The 22638-nt window shown below is 38.4% G+C and carries 17 protein-coding genes; 15 read left to right on the top strand and 2 right to left on the bottom strand.

What is annotated here, in order from left to right:
* Positions 1–240 precede the first annotated feature (240 nt).
* Entirely contained in the window at positions 241–2007 is a 1767-nt protein-coding gene (locus ACZOVS_RS08840) for an oxaloacetate decarboxylase (protein WP_483996865.1), read from the top strand.
* Between the two features lie 125 nt (positions 2008–2132).
* A complete protein-coding gene (locus ACZOVS_RS08835) occupies positions 2133–4163 on the top strand; it encodes a T9SS type A sorting domain-containing protein (protein ID WP_483996864.1) in 2031 nt (676 codons plus the stop codon).
* Positions 4164–4396: 233 nt separating this feature from the next.
* On the opposite strand, the gene ACZOVS_RS08830 is transcribed toward ACZOVS_RS08835, so the two are convergent.
* Positions 4397–5695 (bottom strand): cysteate synthase, encoded by a 1299-nt coding sequence (locus ACZOVS_RS08830; RefSeq protein ID WP_483996874.1) that lies wholly within the window; start codon positions 5693–5695, stop codon positions 4397–4399.
* Positions 5696–5839: 144 nt separating this feature from the next.
* Positions 5840–7642, bottom strand: a complete 1803-nt coding sequence (locus ACZOVS_RS08825; RefSeq protein ID WP_483996863.1) for a lysophospholipid acyltransferase family protein — start codon at positions 7640–7642, stop codon at positions 5840–5842.
* A gap of 207 nt (positions 7643–7849) precedes the next feature.
* On the opposite strand from ACZOVS_RS08825, the gene ACZOVS_RS08820 reads away from it, so the two are divergent.
* The 13 genes from ACZOVS_RS08820 to ACZOVS_RS08760 all read left to right on the top strand — a co-directional run bounded on the left by ACZOVS_RS08820 (position 7850) and on the right by ACZOVS_RS08760 (position 22318).
* Positions 7850–9460, top strand: coding sequence for a thiamine pyrophosphate-dependent enzyme (locus ACZOVS_RS08820; RefSeq protein WP_483996862.1), 1611 nt, complete (start codon positions 7850–7852; stop codon positions 9458–9460).
* Between the two features lie 22 nt (positions 9461–9482).
* Positions 9483–10058, top strand: coding sequence for an indolepyruvate oxidoreductase subunit beta (locus ACZOVS_RS08815; RefSeq protein WP_483996861.1), 576 nt, complete (start codon positions 9483–9485; stop codon positions 10056–10058).
* A 216-nt stretch (positions 10059–10274) separates the two neighbouring features.
* Positions 10275–11531, top strand: a complete 1257-nt coding sequence (locus ACZOVS_RS08810) for a peptidoglycan DD-metalloendopeptidase family protein (RefSeq protein ID WP_483996860.1) — start codon at positions 10275–10277, stop codon at positions 11529–11531.
* Between the two features lie 414 nt (positions 11532–11945).
* Positions 11946–13742, top strand: coding sequence for a signal peptide peptidase SppA (gene sppA, locus ACZOVS_RS08805; RefSeq protein WP_483996859.1), 1797 nt, complete (start codon positions 11946–11948; stop codon positions 13740–13742).
* A 20-nt stretch (positions 13743–13762) separates the two neighbouring features.
* The gene (flxA, locus tag ACZOVS_RS08800) at positions 13763–15289 is read left to right on the top strand and encodes a flexirubin biosynthesis tyrosine ammonia-lyase FlxA (protein WP_483996873.1); all 1527 of its coding nucleotides are present in this window, start codon (positions 13763–13765) and stop codon (positions 15287–15289) included.
* Positions 15286–16014: a flexirubin biosynthesis SDR family reductase FlxB gene (gene flxB, locus ACZOVS_RS08795; protein ID WP_483996858.1), complete on the top strand. Its 729-nt coding sequence runs from the start codon at positions 15286–15288 to the stop codon at positions 16012–16014. The genes flxA and flxB overlap by 4 nt, the downstream gene beginning before the upstream one ends.
* 2 nt (positions 16015–16016) lie before the next feature.
* Positions 16017–17237 (top strand): beta-ketoacyl-[acyl-carrier-protein] synthase family protein, encoded by a 1221-nt coding sequence (locus tag ACZOVS_RS08790; RefSeq protein WP_483996857.1) that lies wholly within the window; start codon positions 16017–16019, stop codon positions 17235–17237.
* 5 nt (positions 17238–17242) lie between these two features.
* Positions 17243–17485: an acyl carrier protein gene (locus ACZOVS_RS08785; protein WP_483996856.1), complete on the top strand. Its 243-nt coding sequence runs from the start codon at positions 17243–17245 to the stop codon at positions 17483–17485.
* Positions 17485–18375 (top strand): LpxL/LpxP family acyltransferase, encoded by an 891-nt coding sequence (locus tag ACZOVS_RS08780; protein ID WP_483996855.1) that lies wholly within the window; start codon positions 17485–17487, stop codon positions 18373–18375. The genes ACZOVS_RS08785 and ACZOVS_RS08780 overlap by 1 nt, the downstream gene beginning before the upstream one ends.
* 241 nt (positions 18376–18616) lie before the next feature.
* Positions 18617–19699 carry a FlxJ family methyltransferase gene (locus ACZOVS_RS08775; RefSeq protein ID WP_483996872.1) on the top strand — a complete coding sequence of 361 codons (1083 nt, stop codon included), beginning with the start codon at positions 18617–18619 and terminating at the stop codon, positions 19697–19699.
* Entirely contained in the window at positions 19699–20133 is a 435-nt protein-coding gene (locus ACZOVS_RS08770; RefSeq protein WP_483996854.1) for a hotdog family protein, read from the top strand. The genes ACZOVS_RS08775 and ACZOVS_RS08770 overlap by 1 nt, the downstream gene beginning before the upstream one ends.
* Positions 20130–20555 carry an acyl-CoA thioesterase gene (locus tag ACZOVS_RS08765; protein ID WP_483996853.1) on the top strand — a complete coding sequence of 142 codons (426 nt, stop codon included), beginning with the start codon at positions 20130–20132 and terminating at the stop codon, positions 20553–20555. Before ACZOVS_RS08770 ends, ACZOVS_RS08765 begins: the two co-directional genes overlap by 4 nt.
* A complete protein-coding gene (locus tag ACZOVS_RS08760) occupies positions 20552–22318 on the top strand; it encodes a beta-ketoacyl synthase N-terminal-like domain-containing protein (protein WP_483996852.1) in 1767 nt (588 codons plus the stop codon). Before ACZOVS_RS08765 ends, ACZOVS_RS08760 begins: the two co-directional genes overlap by 4 nt.
* Positions 22319–22638 lie beyond the last annotated feature (320 nt).

Here is a 22638-nt window from a genome sequence, read left to right as displayed (position 1 = left end):
CAATCAATTTGTGCAAAAGTAAACAATTTGCACATATTTTTTACAGTCAATATGATGAGATGAAGAGAAAAAAAGTGCAGAAATCATTCAATATAAAGATACACAAAGACATACAAGTATAATTACAAAAAAATATTTTTTTACAAAAAACAAAAAACATTTAGAAAAATTTACGATTTTTGCAAAATAAATTTGTATTAGTGGAAGAAGTTTCATTTAACAACCAATTCTAATTCTACCATGAAAAAAGAGATTAAATTCAGTTTAGTTTACAGGGACATGTGGCAAAGTTCCGGAAAATACGTGCCTCGCAAAGATCAGTTAGAAAAGATAGCACCTATCATCATCGAGATGGGTTGTTTCGACAGAGTAGAGACCAACGGAGGAGCTGCCGAGCAGGTCAATCTGTTATACGGTGAAAACCCAAACACCTCAGTAAGAGCCTTTACTGCTGCACTCCACAAAGGAGGCATAGAATGCCACATGTTGGATAGAGCTCTTAATGCATTGAGGATGAATCCTGTACCTGCTGACGTTCGCAAACTAATGTATAAAGTCAAGAAAGCACAAGGTGTCGATATCACAAGAATATTCTGCGGACTCAACGATGTTCGCAACATAATACCTTCAATACAATGGGCAAATGAAGCCGGCATGATATCGCAGGCAGCCATGAGCATCACCTATTCTCCCATACACACCTCCGACTATTACATTGAAATGGCGGAGAAGCTAATAGAAGCAGGAGCCAAAGAGATAGCATTGAAAGACATGGCAGGAGTAGGACGTCCGGTATCCTTATATAAAATAGTAAAGAGCATCAAGACGAATCACCCTGACATCATGGTACAGTATCACGGGCATTCCGGTCCCGGATTATCCATGGCATCCATGATAGAAGTCGCTGAAGCAGGAGCAGATTATCTCGATGTCGCCATGGAACCGTTGTCATGGGGTATGGTACATCCCGATGTCATAGCAGTACAAGCAATGTTGAAAGATGCTGGATTCCTTGTAAAAGACATCAACATGAAGGCTTATATGGAAGCACGTTCCATGACGCAAAGCTTCATAGACGACTTCCTCGGTTATTGGATAGACCCGCGTAACCGTTTCCTCAATTCATTGCTGATTGGTTGTGGACTACCCGGAGGCATGATGGGTTCTTTGATGGCAGACCTCAAGAGTGTACATGCCGCTATCAACATGAATCTTAAAAACCAAGGCAAAGCAGAGCTAAGCGAAGATGAACTTTTAGTCGAGTTGTTTGAAGAAGTACAAAATATATGGCCCAAACTCGGCAACCCGCCATTAGTGACTCCATTCAGCCAATACACAAAAAATATCGCCTTGATGAATCTTTATTCATTAAGTAAAGGGGAACCACGTTACGAAAACTCAATAGATCCTGCTGCATGGAACATGATCTTGGGCAAGGCCGGCAAGTTGCCAGGTACCTTAGACCCGGAGATTGTGGAACTGGCAAAGAAAAAAGGTTATAGTTTCTTTACAGGCAACCCTCAAGATAACTATCCGGACGAATTGCCACGTTTCCGCAAAGAAATGCAGGAAAACGGATGGGACTTAGGACAAGACGAAGAGGAATTATTCGAGTTCGCCATGCATGAAAAACAATATCGCGAATACAAATCAGGAGAGGCAAAACGTCGTTTCAATCAAGAATTGGAAGCCAAGATGAAAGAAAAATTCGAGAAAGCCGGCGGTGAAGTCAAGATCCCTGATTTGAGAGCATTACGTCATCCGAATGCAGAAGCCATTGTCGCTCCGGTAAGCGGCAGAGTGTTGTGGGAAGTGGATTTCAACGACAAATCCATAGCACCATACTCCGGTAAAAGCTATAAAGAAGGAGACACAATCTGCCATATACAAGCACCTTACGGCATGGAACCTGTGATTACGCCATGGCAGGGTAAAATAGTAGAAGCCGTCGCCGAACAAGGTAAACTCATAGAAAAAGGCGATACTATAGCTTATATAGAAAAATAAACATCGATATATGTCATAAAAAAACTGCCGGAAATTTATTTTTCCGGCAGTTTTTTTAATATTGTCTATTGACAATCCATTAATTTATATTATATTTGTGAACAAATAATCTAAAATAAAAGTCTATGAAGAAATCATTACTATTAACATTTGCCATTTTATTTTCAATAACAATGATGGCACAAAACAGAGCGATCTTCATTTCAGAATCATTCGACAATTCTACAATGCCAGTAGGATGGCGCATTATGGAAAACGGGACATCCAACTGGTCGGTATCACCATCCAACTATGCAGGAGGTACTGCTAATGAAATGAAATTCGAGTATGATCCAGCATTCAATGGCATTTCCAGATTAGTAACACCAGCCGTTGACCTTAGCGGTGTTTCAAATGTTGTTTTCATGTTCAACCACTACTTAGACAATTATTCCGGTTCACACACCTTAGGTATAGCAACATCATCAGATAACGGTACAACATGGAATGAAGCATGGTCGGAAATATATTCTCAAGACGGTCAATACACAGTATCTCAAAACATCAGTACTGAAGACATCGGACAACCTAATGTAATGTTCTGTATTTTTTACAGTGGTTACAGTTACAATATGGATAACTGGTATTTCGACGACATACAAATATTCACACAAGAAGATCTTGACATCTCGCTCAGATCTATTGATATTGGCAACATTATCGAAGCCGGTAATGTCGATATCAATTTCAAAGTCTTCAATTACGGATTAACTCCGATAACTTCAATTGAAGCAAACTATCAATTTGAAGGATTCGACATGGTTACAGAAAATTTCGATGTAAACATTGCAAGTCTTGAATCCCAATCTCTCAGTTTTGAAATTCCTCAGAGACTTGATCCAGGAACATATTCTCTTACATTAAACATCTCCTTGGTAAATGGTGAAGAGGATGACGATATGAGCAACAATACTTTAACTAAAACTTTATCAACATCTCTCGGCACCACACAAAGAATACCGATGATAGAGCATTTCTCCAGTTCTACTTGTGGACCATGCGTAAATACAAATAACTTAATGTCAACTCTTACCAGCAACAATCCCGGCAAATTCACTTATACAAAATATCCTATGAACTGGCCGGGCAGCGGAGACCCTTACTACACAAACGAAGGTGGAATAAGAAGAACCTATTATGGAGTATCGGCAGTTCCTCAAACTTTCCTCGATGGAATGGATCAGGGATATACTGCAGTTTCACAAAATGCATTTGACCAACAGTACAATACTCCGGCTTATGCTGATATCAGAGGTGCATTTACCGTTGAAGGCTCCATTATTACAATTACTGCTGATATCATGTCATACGTTGAAATGAACGATGTAAGAGCATTTGTTTCTGTCAATGAAAAAACCACTTATGACAATGTCGGAAGCAATGGAGAGACCGAGTTCCATCATATTATGATGAAGATGTTGCCTGATGCCCAAGGCAGTACAATCGACATCAATGCAGGTGAATATACAAGATTGGAATTTACTTATGACATGTCAACAACAAATGTGGAAGAGATGGAGGATCTCGAAGTTTCCGTATGGCTTCAAAATTATGTAACAAAAGAGATGTACAACAGCCACTTCCTGTATGAATACACCGAACATCCTCATCCTGTTCAGAATCTGCAGATGGCTGAAAACGATGACAATACTATGACCATCCACTGGGATGCTCCGGAATCAGGAAATCCTATAGGTTATAATGTATATCTCGACTCTGAATTAGTAGCAGAAAACACTACTGAACTTGAATACACATTCCCTTCGGAAAGCGGTATTTTTTACGTAGCCGAAGTATGTGCAATTTACGAAGATGACATGACATCCGTAAGGTCGGTTGTAGGAGTACTCAACACATTGAGTTTGGAAGACAATATGGTTGAAAACCATTGCAGCATCTATCCCAATCCAGCAAACAACCATGTAAATATCGTCAACAATACCGAAATACGTTCTATCAGCATATTCAATTGTGTAGGAGTTTTAGTTGACCGTATTCAAGTAAGAGGAAACAATATTGAACTGAACACTTCAAAATACGACACGGGTGTTTATTTCATGAACATAGTGAATACAAACGGATATAGCTCAAGTAAGAAATTAGTCATTACCCACTAATATAAATCTGTCCATTACTTCAGAATAAGATCGGACAGTAAACAAACAACTATATTGAAAGTATTCAATATCAATATGTATCCGGGAAGTTTAACAAAATACTTTCCGGATACTCTTTTTTAAACATAAAAAAATCATAAAGTTTTTATCCTATTTCAGACACACATTATGAAAAAAGACGTGTATAAACAAGAATCATACACGTCTATATCATTATAGAACAATCAAATCATTCAAAAGCGAAGACTTCTGACTGCTCTGAACACTTCTTCTTTATCAGCATTAACATCGAAAGTAAAAGACGGTTTCAGATACCAGATATCATGATTTGCCTTAAAACGGCGTTCTCCTCCTCCGGTGATATTAAGCATAATGACAGCATCTTTCTCGATACGGTTATCTTTCAAAGCCTGAATCAAAGAAGCTGTAGCCACAGCGGCAGCCGGATGAATATCAATACCTTCAAGATTCTCGAATAATGCTGCAGCCTTGACAGCATCTTCATTATCGACAGCGAGAATATCACCATCGGTATCAACAAGAGCATCGAACAAACCTCCAACAATAGAATAAGGCGGTTTACGATTCGACAATACACAAGCGAAAATGCTATTGGCATCATGACGGGCCGCATCAGGATCATAAGGCAGCATGGCACGTGATTTTTGTCGCCATGCTTCATACATAGGAACGAAAGGTCTGTTTTGTGACACGAACAAACGTGTTTTATTACTGCCGAAACGACCATCCTCAATAAAACGTAAATTTGCTTCCCATGCGGCAATAGCACCGGTTCCGCTGCCCACAGCCTGGAAATAATAATCGGGAAGACGTCCAATAAACGTGGTGGCAGACAACATGGTAGTCCCCATGCCATCACGACGAGCAATATTTTTAGCTCCGCCCTCAGCAAAAAAGCCATCCATCTCACACACCACATTACCAAGACTTATTGCATCGAAATAATCACTTCCTTGTTCCGTTGTAAGCAGTTTGACACAAGGATTCAACGGCTTTTCAAACCATAATGATGAAATATTGTCTTGAGGCACCGTGAGCAATAACTTAATATTGTTATCTGAACACACCTGAGCAAAAGCCCTTGCCGTATTGCCTGCAGACGAAACTACCAAAACTTCATTTTTCTTGTTTTCAGGAAGTCTGGCACATACAGAGAATGCTTCCATCTCCTTAAAAGAACAAGTACACATCATCGCTCCTATCTCCGGAAAATATCCGTTGAAAGTAATATACAAGTTGCTTAAACCCAATTTCTCTGCCAATGCTTTACTTTTATACGTCACAGGCGCAGAAGCTTTGTTCAAAATATTATTTATAGGCAGCCAATCGGAATAACGATAAATTCCCAATTCTACATCACTCTTAACATTCAACTGTTTCTTGGCATATAGCGTACGTATCATGCCCGGATTTTTCTCTTCCGGAAAATCAAGCATCCAACCTAAATCTTTGCATACTTTACCTGTAGCAACAGACTTTATCTCATATTCTGTGGGTTCAAACATTTTAATTCATTTTTTATATTAACAGTTTGCAAATATACAAAAAATAGTAAAATAACATACTATAATAGTACATACTATTTAGCATTTTGTTCAAAAAAATCTATATTCTCTGAAAATTACAATATAAATATCTAAAAATCAATACAATGATTATTTAATATCATCTAAAGATTTTCCAAAACGTTTTAAAAATCTTTCTTTTTCTTCATCATTACAATCCCGCATAAGCATAAGCAACTCATCGGCAGGGAAGTCGTCAAAACGAAGAAGGAACAGACCATCGAGTGTATCATTAAAATCGGGGTCTATATTGAAACACATCAATTTGGCATTGTATTTAAGATATTTTTTAAACAATGTAGGCATACGATAATCACCATTGCTGAGACGCATCATATAACGGTCGAATTTATCGACAGTATCAACGATGGATTTAGGCATCAGAGCATCGATATCGACTTTCAGAAAATCTTTAACAAAAGGATTATGAGGATTTATAAGATTTTCCATATCCGAGAAAGAATGGTATTTCTCTGTATAATGAACCATAAGACTCTGGTAAAATTTAGGATACCAACTGCTAATGCTGACAGGTCCCAAGAAATACTTCATCTTATCATATCGTGTCACTATTATCATCAAACCTTTAAAAAGCAACATAAGTGGAAATACATCTTTCTGATAATCCACAGATATGAAAGAGCGACCTAATTCTATGGTATATTTAAGGTATTCTGACATTATGTCGTCCATATCAAAAAGTGTATTGACATAAAAACCTGACATGCCTTTTTCCCTCATTATCATATCCCCAAATCCGAGACGATATCCACCGGCAAGAGTGTTGTCTTTAATATTCCAAAGTATCAGATGTTTATAATAGGTATCATAATCATCGATGTCGAGTTTTTTTCCACTACCCTCGCCTATAGACCTAAAAGACTCTTCTCTACGCCGACCTATCTCATGAATAATATTAGGTATCTTATCATAATCAGCGAGATAACATTCGTAATCTCCATAGGAAAACAACAATGACGATTTTCGTATCCTTCGGAGTTCGTTCACCATCAAAGAAGATCGTCGAGGATGGTCAATCAACTGAGGTGTACTATTTCTGTATTTTGCATTGCCTACAAGAATATTGGCTTCAAGGGCATAACTGCGGCTACGAAGAAAAGCAGCGAGGTCTTTAGGATTATCGAAAGCCTCCAACTCCGCAGCAGTAACAGGTTTACCTATCTTAAAGGTAAAATGTTTATTACGTTTGTTTAGCAATTCCCGCGGAAGAAGTGCCGTAGCAAGCATAGAACTTATCTTAGAACACAAATAAAACTTGCGTGAGTTGGTACCATCGAAAAAAACAGGTATGACAGGGACATTGAACTTCCGTATTATCTTACAAACAGATTCAGACCATTCTATATCTTCAGGATAGTCATGCCCATGATAACGGGACACCTCACCGGCAGGAAACACTCCAAGAGGCTTACCTTCCGAGAGATGACGTATGACTGTCTTAACGCCACCCACACTACTGCTCCACTCGGGATTCTCAGTAAAAGGATTTACAGGAATAAAAATACCTTTAAGATTAGGGATATATGAAAGCAGAAAATTCGCCATTATACGGACATCAGGACGCACCTTGGAAATGGCATCATACAAGATGATGCCCTCTATGGCACCAAAAGGATGATTGCTGACTACGATAAAACCTCCTGTATCAGGCAACGAAGCCAACTCGGCATGCACATCATCATAGGTAACATTATAAACTCCAAGCATGTGAGTAATAAACTCTCCACCATGAAGATCCGCTGAAGGAGAATATAACCTGTTGATTTTATTAACTCCAAGTAATCCCATTACAAGACCCACAAAAGGTTTCATCAATGGATTCCTGACTTTTAAAAAATCACAAATCTGAGACTTAGTGACAAGTTTTTTCATATTTCTCAATATCCGTGGCAAAATTACAGTATTTTTCAAGATAAAAAAATATTTTTTCTTTAACGAAAGAATAAGGTCTGTTTAAAAAGACATATCAAAAGCAAATAATTTTCATAATAATTACTGACAGATTTAAAAAAAATGTAAATTTGCATTTTCAGAAAATAGAATCTTTCAAAGAATTATAAACATAATAAAAATATTGAGATGAAAAAAATCTTATTACTTGGAGATGAAGCTATTGCTCAGAGTGCTATAGATGCCGGTTTGTCAGGTGTTTATGCATATCCTGGTACTCCATCCACCGAGATCATGGAATTTATTCAAGGCTCTAAGCAAGCAAGAGAATCAGGTATTAGAGCATTATGGTCGGCCAATGAAAAGACAGCGATGGAATGTGCCATAGGCATGTCATATTCCGGCAAGAGAGCGATGGTATGCATGAAACATGTAGGCTTGAATGTAGCAGCAGACCCGTTCCTCAACTCAGCCATTACCGGTACCAACGGAGGTATGGTGGTATTATCTGCCGATGACCCTTCGATGCACTCTTCACAGAATGAACAAGACTCTCGTGTTTATGGCAAGTTTGCTCTCATCCCCATTCTTGAACCATCAAATCAACAGGAAGCATACGACATGACACGTTATGCTTTCGAATTGTCGGAGAAGATGGGTACGCCGGTATTGTTAAGAGTAACGACACGTTTAGCACACTCGCGTTCAGGCGTATGCCGCAGTGAGATATTGCCTCAAAATGAATTGCATCTGCCTTCAAATCTGCGTCAATTCGTGTTGCTTCCCGCCATCGCCAAGAAACAATACAAAGAATTATTGGCAAAGCAACCTGTTTTCTTAAGAGAAAGTCATGAGAGTGGATATAACCGCTATTTTGAAGGAACCGACAAGAAGTTGGGCATCATAGCTTGTGGATTGGCATACAATTACCTTAAAGAAAATTATAACGATACTGTGATACCTTATCCTGTATTGAAGATAAGTCAATATCCGTTACCTGTTGACATGATTAGAAAGATTTATGACGAATGTGAAGAAATCTTAGTCATGGAAGAAGGATATCCTGTTGTAGAAGAACTCCTCAAGGGATTGTTGGCAGAAGGCAAAATAGTTAAAGGACGTCTTGACGGCACTTTACCGAGAGATGGTGAACTTAACCCCAACCTTGTCGCCAAAGCATTAGGCTTACCTGTAGAAATAGGAGAGCCAATCCCAGAGTTGGTTAAAGCGCGTCCTCCGAAACTTTGTGACGGATGTCCTCACTGGGATTCTTTCAAAGCCTTGAACGAGGCATTGGAAGGCTACAGCAAAGGCAGAGTATTCGGTGATATCGGCTGTTATACTCTTAGCGCGACACCTCCATTGGAATCCATCAACAGTACTGTTGACATGGGAGCGAGTATAACCATGGCCATTGGTGCTTCAGAAGCCGGATTGGACCCTGTGGTGGCTGTGATAGGCGATTCTACATTCACACATTCAGGTATGACAGGTCTTTTGGATGCTGTTAACAACAACAACAATATCACCGTGATGATACTCGACAACTCTACAACCGGCATGACAGGAGGACAGAAATCATCTGCAGAAGGACGTATTGAAAGCATCTGCAAGGGATTAGGAGTTGACCCGGACCATATCAGAGTCATCAAACCTCTGATGAATCAACATGAAGAGAACGTGAATGTGATAAAAGAAGAGCTTGCTTATAAGGGTGTGTCCGTCATTGTTCCGCGTCGTGAATGTATCCAAACACTTAACAGAAGAATGCGTGCCAAGAAAGCAGCAGAAAAGAAATAATATAACATAATACAGAAAAGTCATGAAAAAAGATATTATTTTGGCAGGTGTCGGAGGACAGGGAATTCTCAGTATAGCATCATGTATAGGTATTGCTGCCGTTGAAAAGAACTTGTTTCTCAAACAGGCAGAGGTACACGGCATGAGTCAACGTGGAGGAGACGTACAGTCTCACCTCCGTCTGTCATCAAAAGAAATAGCATCAGACCTTATACCTGAAGGCAAAGCCGACCTCATCATCTCTATAGAACCGATGGAAGCATTGCGTTATCTTCCAATGCTCGCCAAAGACGGAGTCATAATAACGGCATCGGAACCTTTCATCAACATTCCCAACTATCCTGCCATTGACGATATATATGCAGAGTTGAAAAAACACAACGCAATTGTCGTCGATGCTGAAAAAATAGCAAAAGAATGTGGTAATGTGAGAGCTGCCAACATGGTGATATTTGGCGCTGCAGTGCCTTTCCTCGGTCTCGACATGGAAACTGTGGAAAACAGCATACGTACACAATTCGGCAACAAAGGTCAGGATGTTATAGACCTGAACCTCAAAGCTGTTAAAGCCGGCTACGAGAAAGCCATGCAAAGATAGTTTTATCTTTCAAAGAGGTGTCAAGCATAAAAATTGACACCTCTTTAAGATATGTAATAATACAAAAAATGACATTGAGATTCATGTATAAACATACAATGCACCATCAAACCGTGAATTTATGACAACTCGAAATTCTGCTATTGGTACATATCTTTAATGAATCCCTTCAACAGGATTATTTTTTAATTTACATAACAAAGTCTAATTACATCAATGAAACATTTTTTCTGTTTATTTTTTGTCACATTATTATTTATATCATGCTCTAATGACGATAAAGTCAAAAATAATGCCGAAGAGGAGACAGAAATCACAGAACCACAATATATGTATGGTATATGTATAGATTCATTGGATGTAGAACATGGAGTTGTTAAAAAAAATGAGTTCTTATCCAACATATTATTGGAAAAAGACGTCTCATACAATGTAATTGACTATATTGCCCGTCATCATAAAAAAGTTTTCGATGTAAGAAAGATAAAAAGAGGCAACAAATATACCTTTATGATGACACGAGACAGCATTCCACAAGCAAAATACTGGATTTATGAAATCAACAAGAAAGACTTTGTAGTATTCTGTCTCACTGACAGCCTGCAGGCATGGCGCGATCAGAAACAAATAACAACGACAATAGAGACATCCGGAAATGTGATAACATCATCACTGTGGAATGCCATTGCCGAAGAGGGTGCGGACCCCAATCTTACAATGATGTTATCCGACATTTATGCGTGGACAATAGATTTTTTCGGTATCCAACCCGGGGATGAATACAGAGTCATTTACGAAAAAAAACATATTGAAGGAGGAATAACAGAAACGGGGAAAATACTCGCTGCATATCTAAGCAACAATAATGTTGAATATTACGCATATCTTTTCTGTCATGATGATGAAGAAGACTATTATGACACTGACGGAGAAAACCTTCGTAAGACATTTCTGAAAGCACCACTGAATTACAGAAGAATAAGTTCTACTTTCTCCGAAGCAAGACGTCATCCCGTCACCAAGATAGTTCGCCCTCATCATGGAGTCGATTATGCAGCTCCAACAGGAACACCGGTGCAATCTGTAGCCGACGGCACAGTGATAGAAAAAGGATATCAGAAAAACGGAGGAGGCAATTACCTTAAAATAAGACACAACAGCACATATACAACAGTATATATGCACCTCAACAGTTTTGCCAAAGGAATCAACAAAGGAACACGGGTAAAACAAGGTCAAGTGATAGGTTACGTCGGCAGTACCGGATTGTCAACAGGTCCGCATTTGGACTATAGGATGATAAAAAACGGTAAATATATCAACCCACTGAAATTCAAGTCCCCAGCCGCTGAACCCGTCAAAAAAGAGTATATGGATGAATTCAAGATTGTGAAAGCCAGGATGGACAGTATTTTCGACAATATCACAACAGAACCGTCAATAAATGGGAACAATACATATTCCGATGATTAACACGTATAAAAATAATCTAAAATTATCAAACACTATTTAAAAAACAGATTAAGTAAATATTAAAAACATCTCCCTCCCCCATTTCAAAAGAACGGCTTAAATATTAAAGGTTTAAGAGCATCATCATATCTCCGAATCATGATATCTTATTGATAATATACATGAATTCCTCAATAGAACAATAGCATGATGATAATATCATTGTAAACATCAATAAACATATTAATGACGTCAAAAAAATTGTCAGATATTACAGATCTAATGTTAAAGATTTGTTACATTTCTTATTATTGCTAAGGCTTTATTAAATTTTTCTCATTTACTACATCATTTTTCCTCTTTCAGTTGGAAAATAATGTAATAAGACATATCTTTGCAGTTGTAAATTTGAATTGTAACCATAAAATTATAGAAATGAAACAATTTTTTAAGTTTTTATTCGCATCATGTTTGGGATCTGCCCTAATGTTGATAGTTGTAACGATAGTAATAATATCGTTAATTGGTTCAGCCGTATCCAATGCAGCAAACAATACCATGAAAATAAAGCCAAAATCGGTATTGTACATGGATTTAAGTTACGATATACCTGAACGCACCAACAAAAATGATTTGGGATTGAATTTAGAATTAAGTCTAAGCAATGTCAATATCAGCAACAGTGACAGAGCCGGTATGAACGACATTTTAAATAACATAAAGGCTGCTGCAACTGATCCCAATATCAGCGGCATTTTCATTGAAACATCGACAATGATGACATCGACAGCCAACATACAAGAGATCAGAGAACAACTCATAGAATTCAGAAAATCAGGTAAGTTTGTCATCAGCTATTCAGACTCTTACTCACAAAGTGCATATTACCTTGCCACAGCAGGTGACAAAATCTACCTCACCCCTTCCGGGATGCTCGACATTCACGGCATGGCATCACAAATAATGTTTTATAAACATCTGTTCGACAAACTCGATATAGAGCCACAAATCATCAGAGGTCCAAACAACAAATTTAAAAGTGCCGTAGAACCTTATTTTCTTGACAAGATGAGTGAGGCCAATCGTGAACAATACGATGAACTGCTCGGCTCCGTGTGGGGACAAATAACCGAAGACATAAGTGTCGCAAGAAATATCGATATTACCAAGATAAATGAATTTGCTGATAATCTGACACTCGTATTTGATGATGAAACCGCGTATAACAATAATTTTGTTGACGGATTATTATACAGAGACCAAATCATTGACGAACTGCACAAACTGACAGGTTCTGCGGCTGATGACGATATCAATCTGATATTCAATCAACAATACGCAAGTTCCAGACCAAAGACGAAAGCATCATCCGACAAGATAGCCATTGTTTATGCTTCCGGTTCTATAATAGACGGAGAAGGAGATGAAAGCACTATTGGCTCCATCACCTTATCAAAGGCCATACGTGAAGCCAGAGAAGACAAAAATGTCAAGGCTATAGTAATGCGTGTCAACTCTCCCGGAGGCAGCGCTCTTGCTTCTGAAGTGATACGTCGCGAAGTAGAACTCGCCGCCAACGCCAAACCGTTCATAGTGTCAATGGGCAATTATGCAGCATCAGGCGGTTATTGGATCTCTGCGGATTCGGACTATATTTTCGCTGACGCCACGACATTGACAGGTTCTATTGGAGTATTCGCCATGATACCTAACTTGGAAGGTCTGTTCAACGACAAAATAGGCATCACTTTTGATGTCGTAAAAACAAACGAGAACTCCGACTTCGGCACTGTGACACAGCCTTTGACACCTTATCAAAAAGAAATGCTACAGCAAAGTGTTGGCAAGACATACGACAAGTTTACCACCTTGGTGGCGGATTCACGCAAACTGAGAAAAAGTTTCGTTGACAGCATAGGACAAGGAAGAGTGTGGAGCGGTATTGATGCCAAAGAATTAGGTCTTGTCGATGAAATAGGCGGTATAGAAGAAGCAATAGCCTACGCTGCCGATAAAGCCAATATAACAGACTCATATTCAATAAAAGAATATCCAAAGACAAAGTCTCTATATGAAGAACTGCTGTTAAATTCTCCATACCAGGAAAAATATACCAAAGAAATAATGAAAACCACTTTGGGTGAGACATATCCATATTTGGAAAGCATTGGAAAATTCAGCAGATTAAGTGGCATTTATGCACTCATGCCATTTAATTTCCATATAGAATAGGAAACAATACTATTATGAATATAACAATAAATCAGACAATAACTCTTGATGATATAAAAGCCTTACTTTATGATGATGCCACATTGGTATTGTCTGAAGAGGCAAAAGAAAGAATAACAAAGAGTTATGAGTTTTTAAAGACATTCTCTACAGAGAAAGTGATTTATGGTATCAACACCGGATTCGGTCCCATGGCACAATACCGTGTCGATGACCGTTTTCTTAAAGAACTGCAATACAATATTATAAGGAGTCATTCCACCGGAGCCGGAGAACCACTTTGCGACGAATATGTAAAATCTGCCATGATAGCACGTCTTGGCACCCTGATACAAGGTTATTCCGGGATTCACCTCAGCGTGGCAGAACTCATAGTGGAATTTATCAACAGAGGCATATATCCCAAAATACCATGCCATGGCAGTGTAGGTGCGAGCGGCGACCTCGTGCAACTTGCCCATATTGCCCTCGCTCTCATAGGAGAAGGTGAAGTACATTATAACAAAGTATGGAGATCTACAGCAGAAGTGTTGAAAGAAAACAACTTACAGCCGATACAAATGTATGTCAGGGAAGGATTGTGCATCACCAACGGCACCTCAGTAATGTCGGGAATTGCTGCTGTAAACCTGATTTATTGCCGTAACATCATGCACTTCAGCATAATGGCATCATCTATGATAAACGAAATAGCATCCTCGTACGATGACTTCATGTCAAAAGAACTCAATGGAGCAAGACTTCATGAAGGACAACAGATCGTTGCCGAAAAGATGAAAGAGATATTGAAAGACAGCCATTGTGTTTTAAACAGAGAAACAGCATTATACGACGGAGGGCATTCAGAAGAAAAGACCTTCCACCACAAAGTGCAGCCTTATTACTCATTGCGTTGTGTGCCTCAGGTGTTAGGTCCGATATATGAAGAGATTCAACATGCCATAGATGTCACTGAAAAAGAGTTTTCCTCTGCCTGTGATAATCCTATAGTGGATTACAGAACCAACAACGTATATCATGGCGGCAACTTCCACGGCGATTATATCTCATACGAAATGGATAAATTGAAAACCGGCATCACTAAATTGACAATGTTGGCAGAACGACAATTGAATTATTTATGCCATGACCGCATCAACGAAATATTGCCTCCTTTTGTCAATATGGGAACATTAGGTCTTAACTATGGAGTTCAGGCTTGTCAATTCACTGCTACTTCAACAACAGCAGAATGTCAGACATTGTCCATGCCCAATTCCATACATTCCATACCAAATAACAATGATAATCAGGATATTGTAAGTATGGGCACCAATTCGGCTCTACTTGCGGGCAAAGTCATAGAAAACAGTTTTCAGGTACTCGCCATACATTTCATTACCATAATACAGGCTGTGGACTGCTTAAAGATACAAAACGCCATGTCGTCTGCCACAAGGAAACTTTATGAAGATCTGAGAAATATAGTTCCTCTGTTTGTTGAGGATACTCCCAAGTACGAAGAAATAGAAAAAGTCATTGAATACCTTAAAACCAACAAACAATGAGATATGCATTAGTGACAGGAGGATCGAGAGGCATAGGCAGTGCTATATGCAAAGCCCTTGCAGACGACGGCTTTTTCGTAATTATCAATTACAACAACAGCCGGAAAGCTGCTGAGACAGTAAAGAAAGAAATAGAAGCAAAAGGCGGGCAAGCCGAGCTCCTCCCTTTCGATGTTGCTGATGCCCAAGCAACAGAAAATGCCATCACACAATGGCAAGACAGTCATAAAGACGATTATATCTCTGTCCTTGTCAACAACGCCGGCATACGTATGGACTCTGTCCTTGTCTTTATGGACAAAAACCAATGGGACAAAGTAATGGAAACAAACATAGGAGGATTCTATAATGTGACGCGCCATATAGTAAAATACATGATGACAAAACGTTATGGTAGAATCATCAACATTGCTTCGTTGTCAGGACTAAAAGGATTGCCTGGACAAACCAATTATTCTGCAGCAAAAGCAGCTCTCATCGGTGCCACCAAAGCACTTGCCCAGGAAGTAGCAATACGTAAAGTGACAGTCAACGCCGTGGCTCCCGGATTCATTGCCACAGATATGACAAAGGACCTCGACGAAGACAGTTTGAAATCCATGATACCGGCAGGACGTTTTGGCAAACCTGAAGAAGTAGCTGCCGTTGTGTCATTCCTTGCTTCAGAAAAAGCATCATACATAAATGGTGAGGTAATATCAGTTAACGGAGGATTATATACTTGATTATGAGAAGAGTAGTAATAACAGGAATGGGTATTTACTCTTGTTTGGGAAAGAACAAGGAAGAGGTTTTGCAATCTTTGAAAGAAGGCAGGTCGGGAATAGGTATTGACTCTAAAAGAATAGAATACGGATACAGGTCTCCACTTACGGGAATAGTAGAAAAACCTCAATTGAAAGGTCTTTTGGACAGAAAACTGCGCATGTATCTTGCCGAAGAGGGAGAATATGCCTACATGTCAACTAAAGAAGCTATAGCAGATGCAGGCATCGATGAACAATATTTTGAAAATAACGAAGTCGGAATATTGTTCGGCAATGACTCATCTGCTGAGGCAGTTATACATTCTCACGAAGTAGCAAAAGAGAAAAAAGATACTACTCTGATAGGTTCATCTGCCATATTTCAGTCTATGAACTCTACCGTTACAATGAATCTATCCACAATATTCAAACTTCGTGGTGTCAACATGACTATCAGTGCTGCCTGTGCGAGCGGCTCTCATGCCATTGGGATAGGGACTTTATTGATACGCAATGGTTTACAAGACATGATAATATGTGGAGGTGCACAAGAAACCAATTATCTCTCCATGGGCAGTTTCGATGGCATCAGTGCTTTTTCCACAAGAATCGATGACCCTACAAGGGCATCACGTCCTTTTGACAAAAACAGAGACGGACTTGTACCCTCCGGAGGTGCTGCAACACTCATAATAGAAGATTATGACCATGCCGTGGCACGAGGAGCCGGGATATATGCCGAAATTGCCGGTTACGGTTTCTCTTCAAACGGTGGCAATATCTCTCAGCCAAGCGACGAAGGTTGTTACCGTGCAATAATAAAAGCCATGACAGAAGCTGAAGTGACACCAAAAGATATTGATTATGTGAATGCCCATGCCACATCTACTCCACAGGGAGACTTCTTCGAAGCAATGGCATTGGCAAAATTGTTCGCAGAAACCAAGACATTAATTACTTCCACAAAATCCATGACAGGACATGAATGTTGGATGGCAGGTGCCAGTGAAATAGTCTATTCCACACTCATGATGCAACATTCTTTTGTTGCACCCAACATAAACTTCGAAGAAGGAGATGAATATTCCAGACTGTTGAATATCACACCTGTTACAGTGGAGAAAGAAATTAATACATATTTATCCAATTCTTTCGGTTTTGGAGGGACGAACAGTGCATTAGTTATTAAATCATTAAAATAATCATTATGACAAGGGAAGAAATCATTGAAAAAGTTAACGCTTTTCTTATTGAAGAAATTGAAATCGACGAAAACGACCTCAAAGGCGATGCCTTACTCACCAAAGACCTTGGTATCGACAGTCTCGACTTTGTTGACATAGTGGTAATAGTCGAACGCACTTTCGGCTTCAAAATCAAACCGGAAGAGATGAAGGAAGTAAAAACTCTTGACCAGTTTTACGATTATATAGGCACGAAAGTCAACTGATGAAAGATAACAAACAAGAATGGAAAGGAACAACAATAGGCGGCTACAATGGTCAACGTTATCTATGGTTGCTTATCCGTGTTTTAGGCTTGCGCACAATGTATTTCTTCAGTGCTCTGTCCATACCTTTTTTTGTTATTGTTAACAACAAAGAGACAAGGGCCATAATGAAATACTACCGCAAACGCGGTAATTCTGTTGTATGTTCATTCTTAAAAGTTTTTAAAAACAATTTCATCTTTTCTCAAATGATGTTCGACAGACTCGCTGTCATGAATGGTGACGACAATTTCAATATTGAAATCATCAACAATGAAGTATTTGAACAACATATCAACAATGAAAAGGGATTCATGTTATGCCATTCTCATGTAGGGAACTCGGAATTGACAGGCTTCTTACTTCATCAAAATAAAAAAACTATTAATAGTGTCATTTTCGGTAACGAAAATCCTAAAATAATAGAAAAAAGAGCAGAAATACTAAAACAACGTAATATAAAAATTATATCGGCTCACAACGATATGACTCATATATTCAAAATAAAAAACGCTTTGGACAATGACGAGATAGTAAGTATTCACTGTGATAGGATCTTCGGAAGCAATAAAAGCACCAAAGTCCCATTTCTCAATGACAAAATAACATTACCATTAGGACCTTTTATCATAGCCGCTCAGGCAGAGGTCGATATGCTGGCATTATTCACCATGCGCGATGGTTACCGTAATTACAAACTTTATATATGTAATATTAATCCAAATAATGAATGTAATAATATTCGCGAAAAAGCCACTTCATTAGCATTATCGTATGCTTCTAAATTAGAAAAAATATTATATAAATATCCAGACCAATGGTTTAATTTCTTCGATATATGGAAAATATAACAATGATATCATATATCTGAATATAATTGTTTTGTCATCATGAATATTAAACATTATTTATATTGTCGCAGATACTAATTATTACATTTATAATTTAATGTATTCAATTCAATAAAGTCCAATAAAATAAAAAATCATACTCAGTAATAAAAATCCGATATTTCTTCTAATCTTAAGAAATATTTGTTACTTTTGTACTGTATTAATCACCCAAACATTGGTAATGATTATGAGTAGAACGATGAATTTATTCCCTGCATTAGAAAAAAAATATGGCAAAGACCAACAGAGTGCTTTGAAGGCTCAACATCTTGCACATGAGATTTCTTTCGGTCCCATTATATTTCAGGTGTCACGATTAATGGTTAAATTTGGAATATTGCAAATGCTTATCGATAGTGAGAACGGGTTGACAATGAATGAAATTACTGACAAAAGCGGATTATCGGAATATGCCGTCAAAGTTTTAGTGGAGTCATCACTGACTATTGGTACTATTTTATATAAGGACGGACGTTTCATAATATCGAAGGCCGGTTGGTTTCTGCAGAACGACCCATTGGTACGTGTTGACATGGATTTTAACCACGATGTAAATTATCTTGGATGGTTTAAACTCGAAGAATCATTACTCAATGGTAAACCTGAGGGACTTAAAGTATTTGGCCCATGGCCGACTATATACGAAGGCTTGTCACAACTGCCGGAACAGATCCGTAAAAGCTGGTTCGGATTCGACCATTATTATTCAGACAACTCTTTTGACGAAGCTTTAAAGATTATATTTAACGACAATATTAAAACACTGCTTGACGTGGGAGGTAATACCGGACGTTTTGCCTTACGATGTGTGGCATTCAACAAAGAAGTCAATGTCACTATAATGGATTTGCCTCAACAACTTGAGATGATGAAAAACAATATAAAAGGTCATGAAGGTGCAGAACGCATCAATGGACATGGAGTTGACTTGCTCGATGAGAAAGTACCTTTCCCTACCGGCTTCGACGCCATCTGGATGAGTCAATTCCTCGATTGTTTCTCAGAAGAACAGGTTATAAGCATATTGAGCCGAGCAGCTAAGTCAATGTCAAAAAGATCTTCACTTTATATTATGGAAACACTGTGGGACAGACAGCGTTTTGAAACAGCCGCATATTGTCTTACTCAAATATCATTATACTTCACCGCTTTGGCAAACGGCAACAGTAAGATGTTCCATTCAGATGACCTTTTTGCCTGCATAGAAAAATCCGGACTGAAAATTGAACACATATCCGACGGTCTTGGTAAGGGTCATTCCTTAATTAAATGTATAATATAATGAATATCAAAGATATAGACATATTAACTATTATTCCTCAACGTCATCCTTTCGTGATGATAGACCGATTGCAGTATCACAACGACACTGAGACCTCATCAAGTTTTTTTATCAAGAAAGATAATATTTTTTGCGAAAACGAATTGCTCAGAGAAGGAGGCATCCTGGAAAATATTGCACAAACATGCGCTGCACGAATAGGATATATCAACAAATATGAGAAACATGAAAAAATCAAAATAGGCTTGATAGGCTCTGTCAAAGACTTTGTCGTCAACAGAATGCCTGCTGCAAACAGCACCATCTTTACCAAGATAAGAGTAATGAGCGAGGTGTTCGCTATCACACTTATTGAAGCTGAAGTAACTGACAACGATGGTGTCATTGCACATTGTGAGATGAAGATATCGTTAACAGACAAGGAGGTTTTATGAAGGAGTTGAAAACAACGACTCGTTTTACAGTACGATTCAGCGAGGTTGATTCCATGAACATTACATGGCATGGCTCGTATGTCAGTTTTTTTGAAGATGCACGAGAAGCTTTCGGCAAAGAATACGGCATAGACTATCTTACCATATTTGGCAACGGATATTATGCACCATTGGTTGACATTCATATTGAGTATAAAAGTCCTCTCATTTATGGTGATCAAGGTATTATAAAGATAACATACAAAGATTGTGAAGCTGCCAAGTTACAGTTCGAATATGAAATTTTCAATGCCAGAAACGACAAACTCGTGGCGAAAGGCAGTACTACACAGGTGTTTTTAGACAAAGATTATAATTTAGTGTTATATCCTCCAAATTTTTTCATGGAGTGGAAAATCAAGAATAAACTGATAGAACAATGATATATTGCATTGGACATAACATCATATCGCCATTGGGATTCACGAGTGAAGCCAACTATGAGGCTGTCGTAAACGGGCACAGTGCACTGAGACTTCATGAAGGTACATTTGATTTGCCCGAACCGTTTTTCGGTTCTGTCATTGATGATGACAGTCTTGAAAATGCCATTGCTCCTTATCTGAAAAATAATATCTTTCCTCTTACCAAAATAGAAAAGATGTTGATATTGTCGGTAATAAAAGCCAATGACAATGCGAACATTGATTTGTGTGATAAACGTACAGCTTTCGTTATATCAACAACAAAAGGCAATGTATCATATCTCTCTGAAAATAATAATGATGACAAGATATTTTTATGGCATACTGCCGAAATGGTATGCAGATTTTTCGGAAACTGCAACGAACCGCTTGTGATATCCAATGCCTGTATTTCCGGAGCAGCAGCACAAATGGAAGCACTACGGCTGATAGAGAATGGCATTTATGACAATGTCGTTGTCACAGGTGCTGATGTATTGTCAAAATTCATAATTTCCGGGTTTCAGTCATTTAAAGCCTTATCTTCCGAACGCTGTCAACCTTTCGACCGCGACAGAAAAGGACTTAATCTCGGAGAGGCTTCAGCTACAATGATATTTTCTGCAAAAAAGACACCGACTGCAACGACAGCTTTGAGAAAAGCCTCTGTACGTAACGATGCTCGCCATATCTCGGCACCGTCAATAGAAGCTGAAGGTTTATATAATGCCTTGTCAGACATAACAGAAGACATCGATATAAACGACATTTCCTTTATTAACGCACACGGAACAGCCACAATATACAATGACGAGATGGAAGCATTGGCACTCAACAGGACAGGAATGCAGCATATACCCGTCAATTCGTTGAAAGCCTACTTCGGTCATACTCTCGGTGCTGCCGGCATTGTAGAATCCATATTGTCGGCAATGGCTTTAGACAAAGGCACAATATTGAAAAGCGAAGGTTGTATAAATACCGGTGCAAAACATGAAATACACCCGGTCTTGACAACAATTCAATGCAGCAAACGATATTTTATCAAAATGATATCCGGCTTCGGCGGCAGTAACGCCGCTCTGTTGTTCGAAAACGTAAGAGATAAAGACAATCAACCGGTAATCAAAAACTGCCGTTGTCAGAATCTAAGAATAATATCAACAGGAATATTATCTGACAATAAATTGATTATCAATGATAAAGAAATACATATAGAAAATTTGGCGCCCAATATTCCTGACAGCATTTACCGCAGCATGAAGATTTCTTATCCAAAATATTTCAAGATGGACATGCTGAGTAAAGTAGGATTCATTGTATCGGAACTAATGTTGAGAGATGCCGGATTCGATATCGAAACAAAGAAAAAAGAAATGGCTATAGCTCTATTCAATAGTAGTGCCTCATCAGATGATGACATAGCGTATCTTGAAAGTATCAAAGATAAAGATTCATATTATCCGAGTCCGTCAATTTTCGTCTATACGCTCCCCAATATTGTGGCCGGAGAAATCGCAATACGCAACAAAATTCTCGGAGAAACTTCGTTTTTCATCTCAAAAAACTATAATCCTCAGATGATATATCAACAGGTATGCAACATAATGTCAAAACCGTCAACAAAATATATTCTATGCGGCTGGTGTGAATATTTTAAAGGACATTATGACGTAAGACTCATGATTGTAACAAAAGATTCAGAAAAAGGAATATTGTTTAACACAAATAATATATTATGAAAATTAAGAAATCAATACTAATATTATTTGCAACATTATTCTGTTTGACGGTAAAATCTCAGGATGTCGAAATCTTGACATTACCATTAAGAACGAAAGGAATTGATGCATATCAAGGAGATAAACAATCAAGTATATATGAATTGTATGGTTTATTCCAAACCGGCGACTGTTTGAAATCGTATGATTCATATAAATACGGATTTAAAAGAATCAAAGCAGCTAACATTTTGGCAACTTTTGGTTCATATTTAGTTTCATCTCCAGTATTATTCACTTTCATTTTAAATAACAATCTTATTGACATCGATTACAACATT

The sequence above is a fragment of the Candidatus Limimorpha avicola genome (assembly GCF_056978975.1).
Note: the sequence above shows the minus strand (reverse complement) of the source record. Positions and strands in the feature narration are given on the sequence as shown.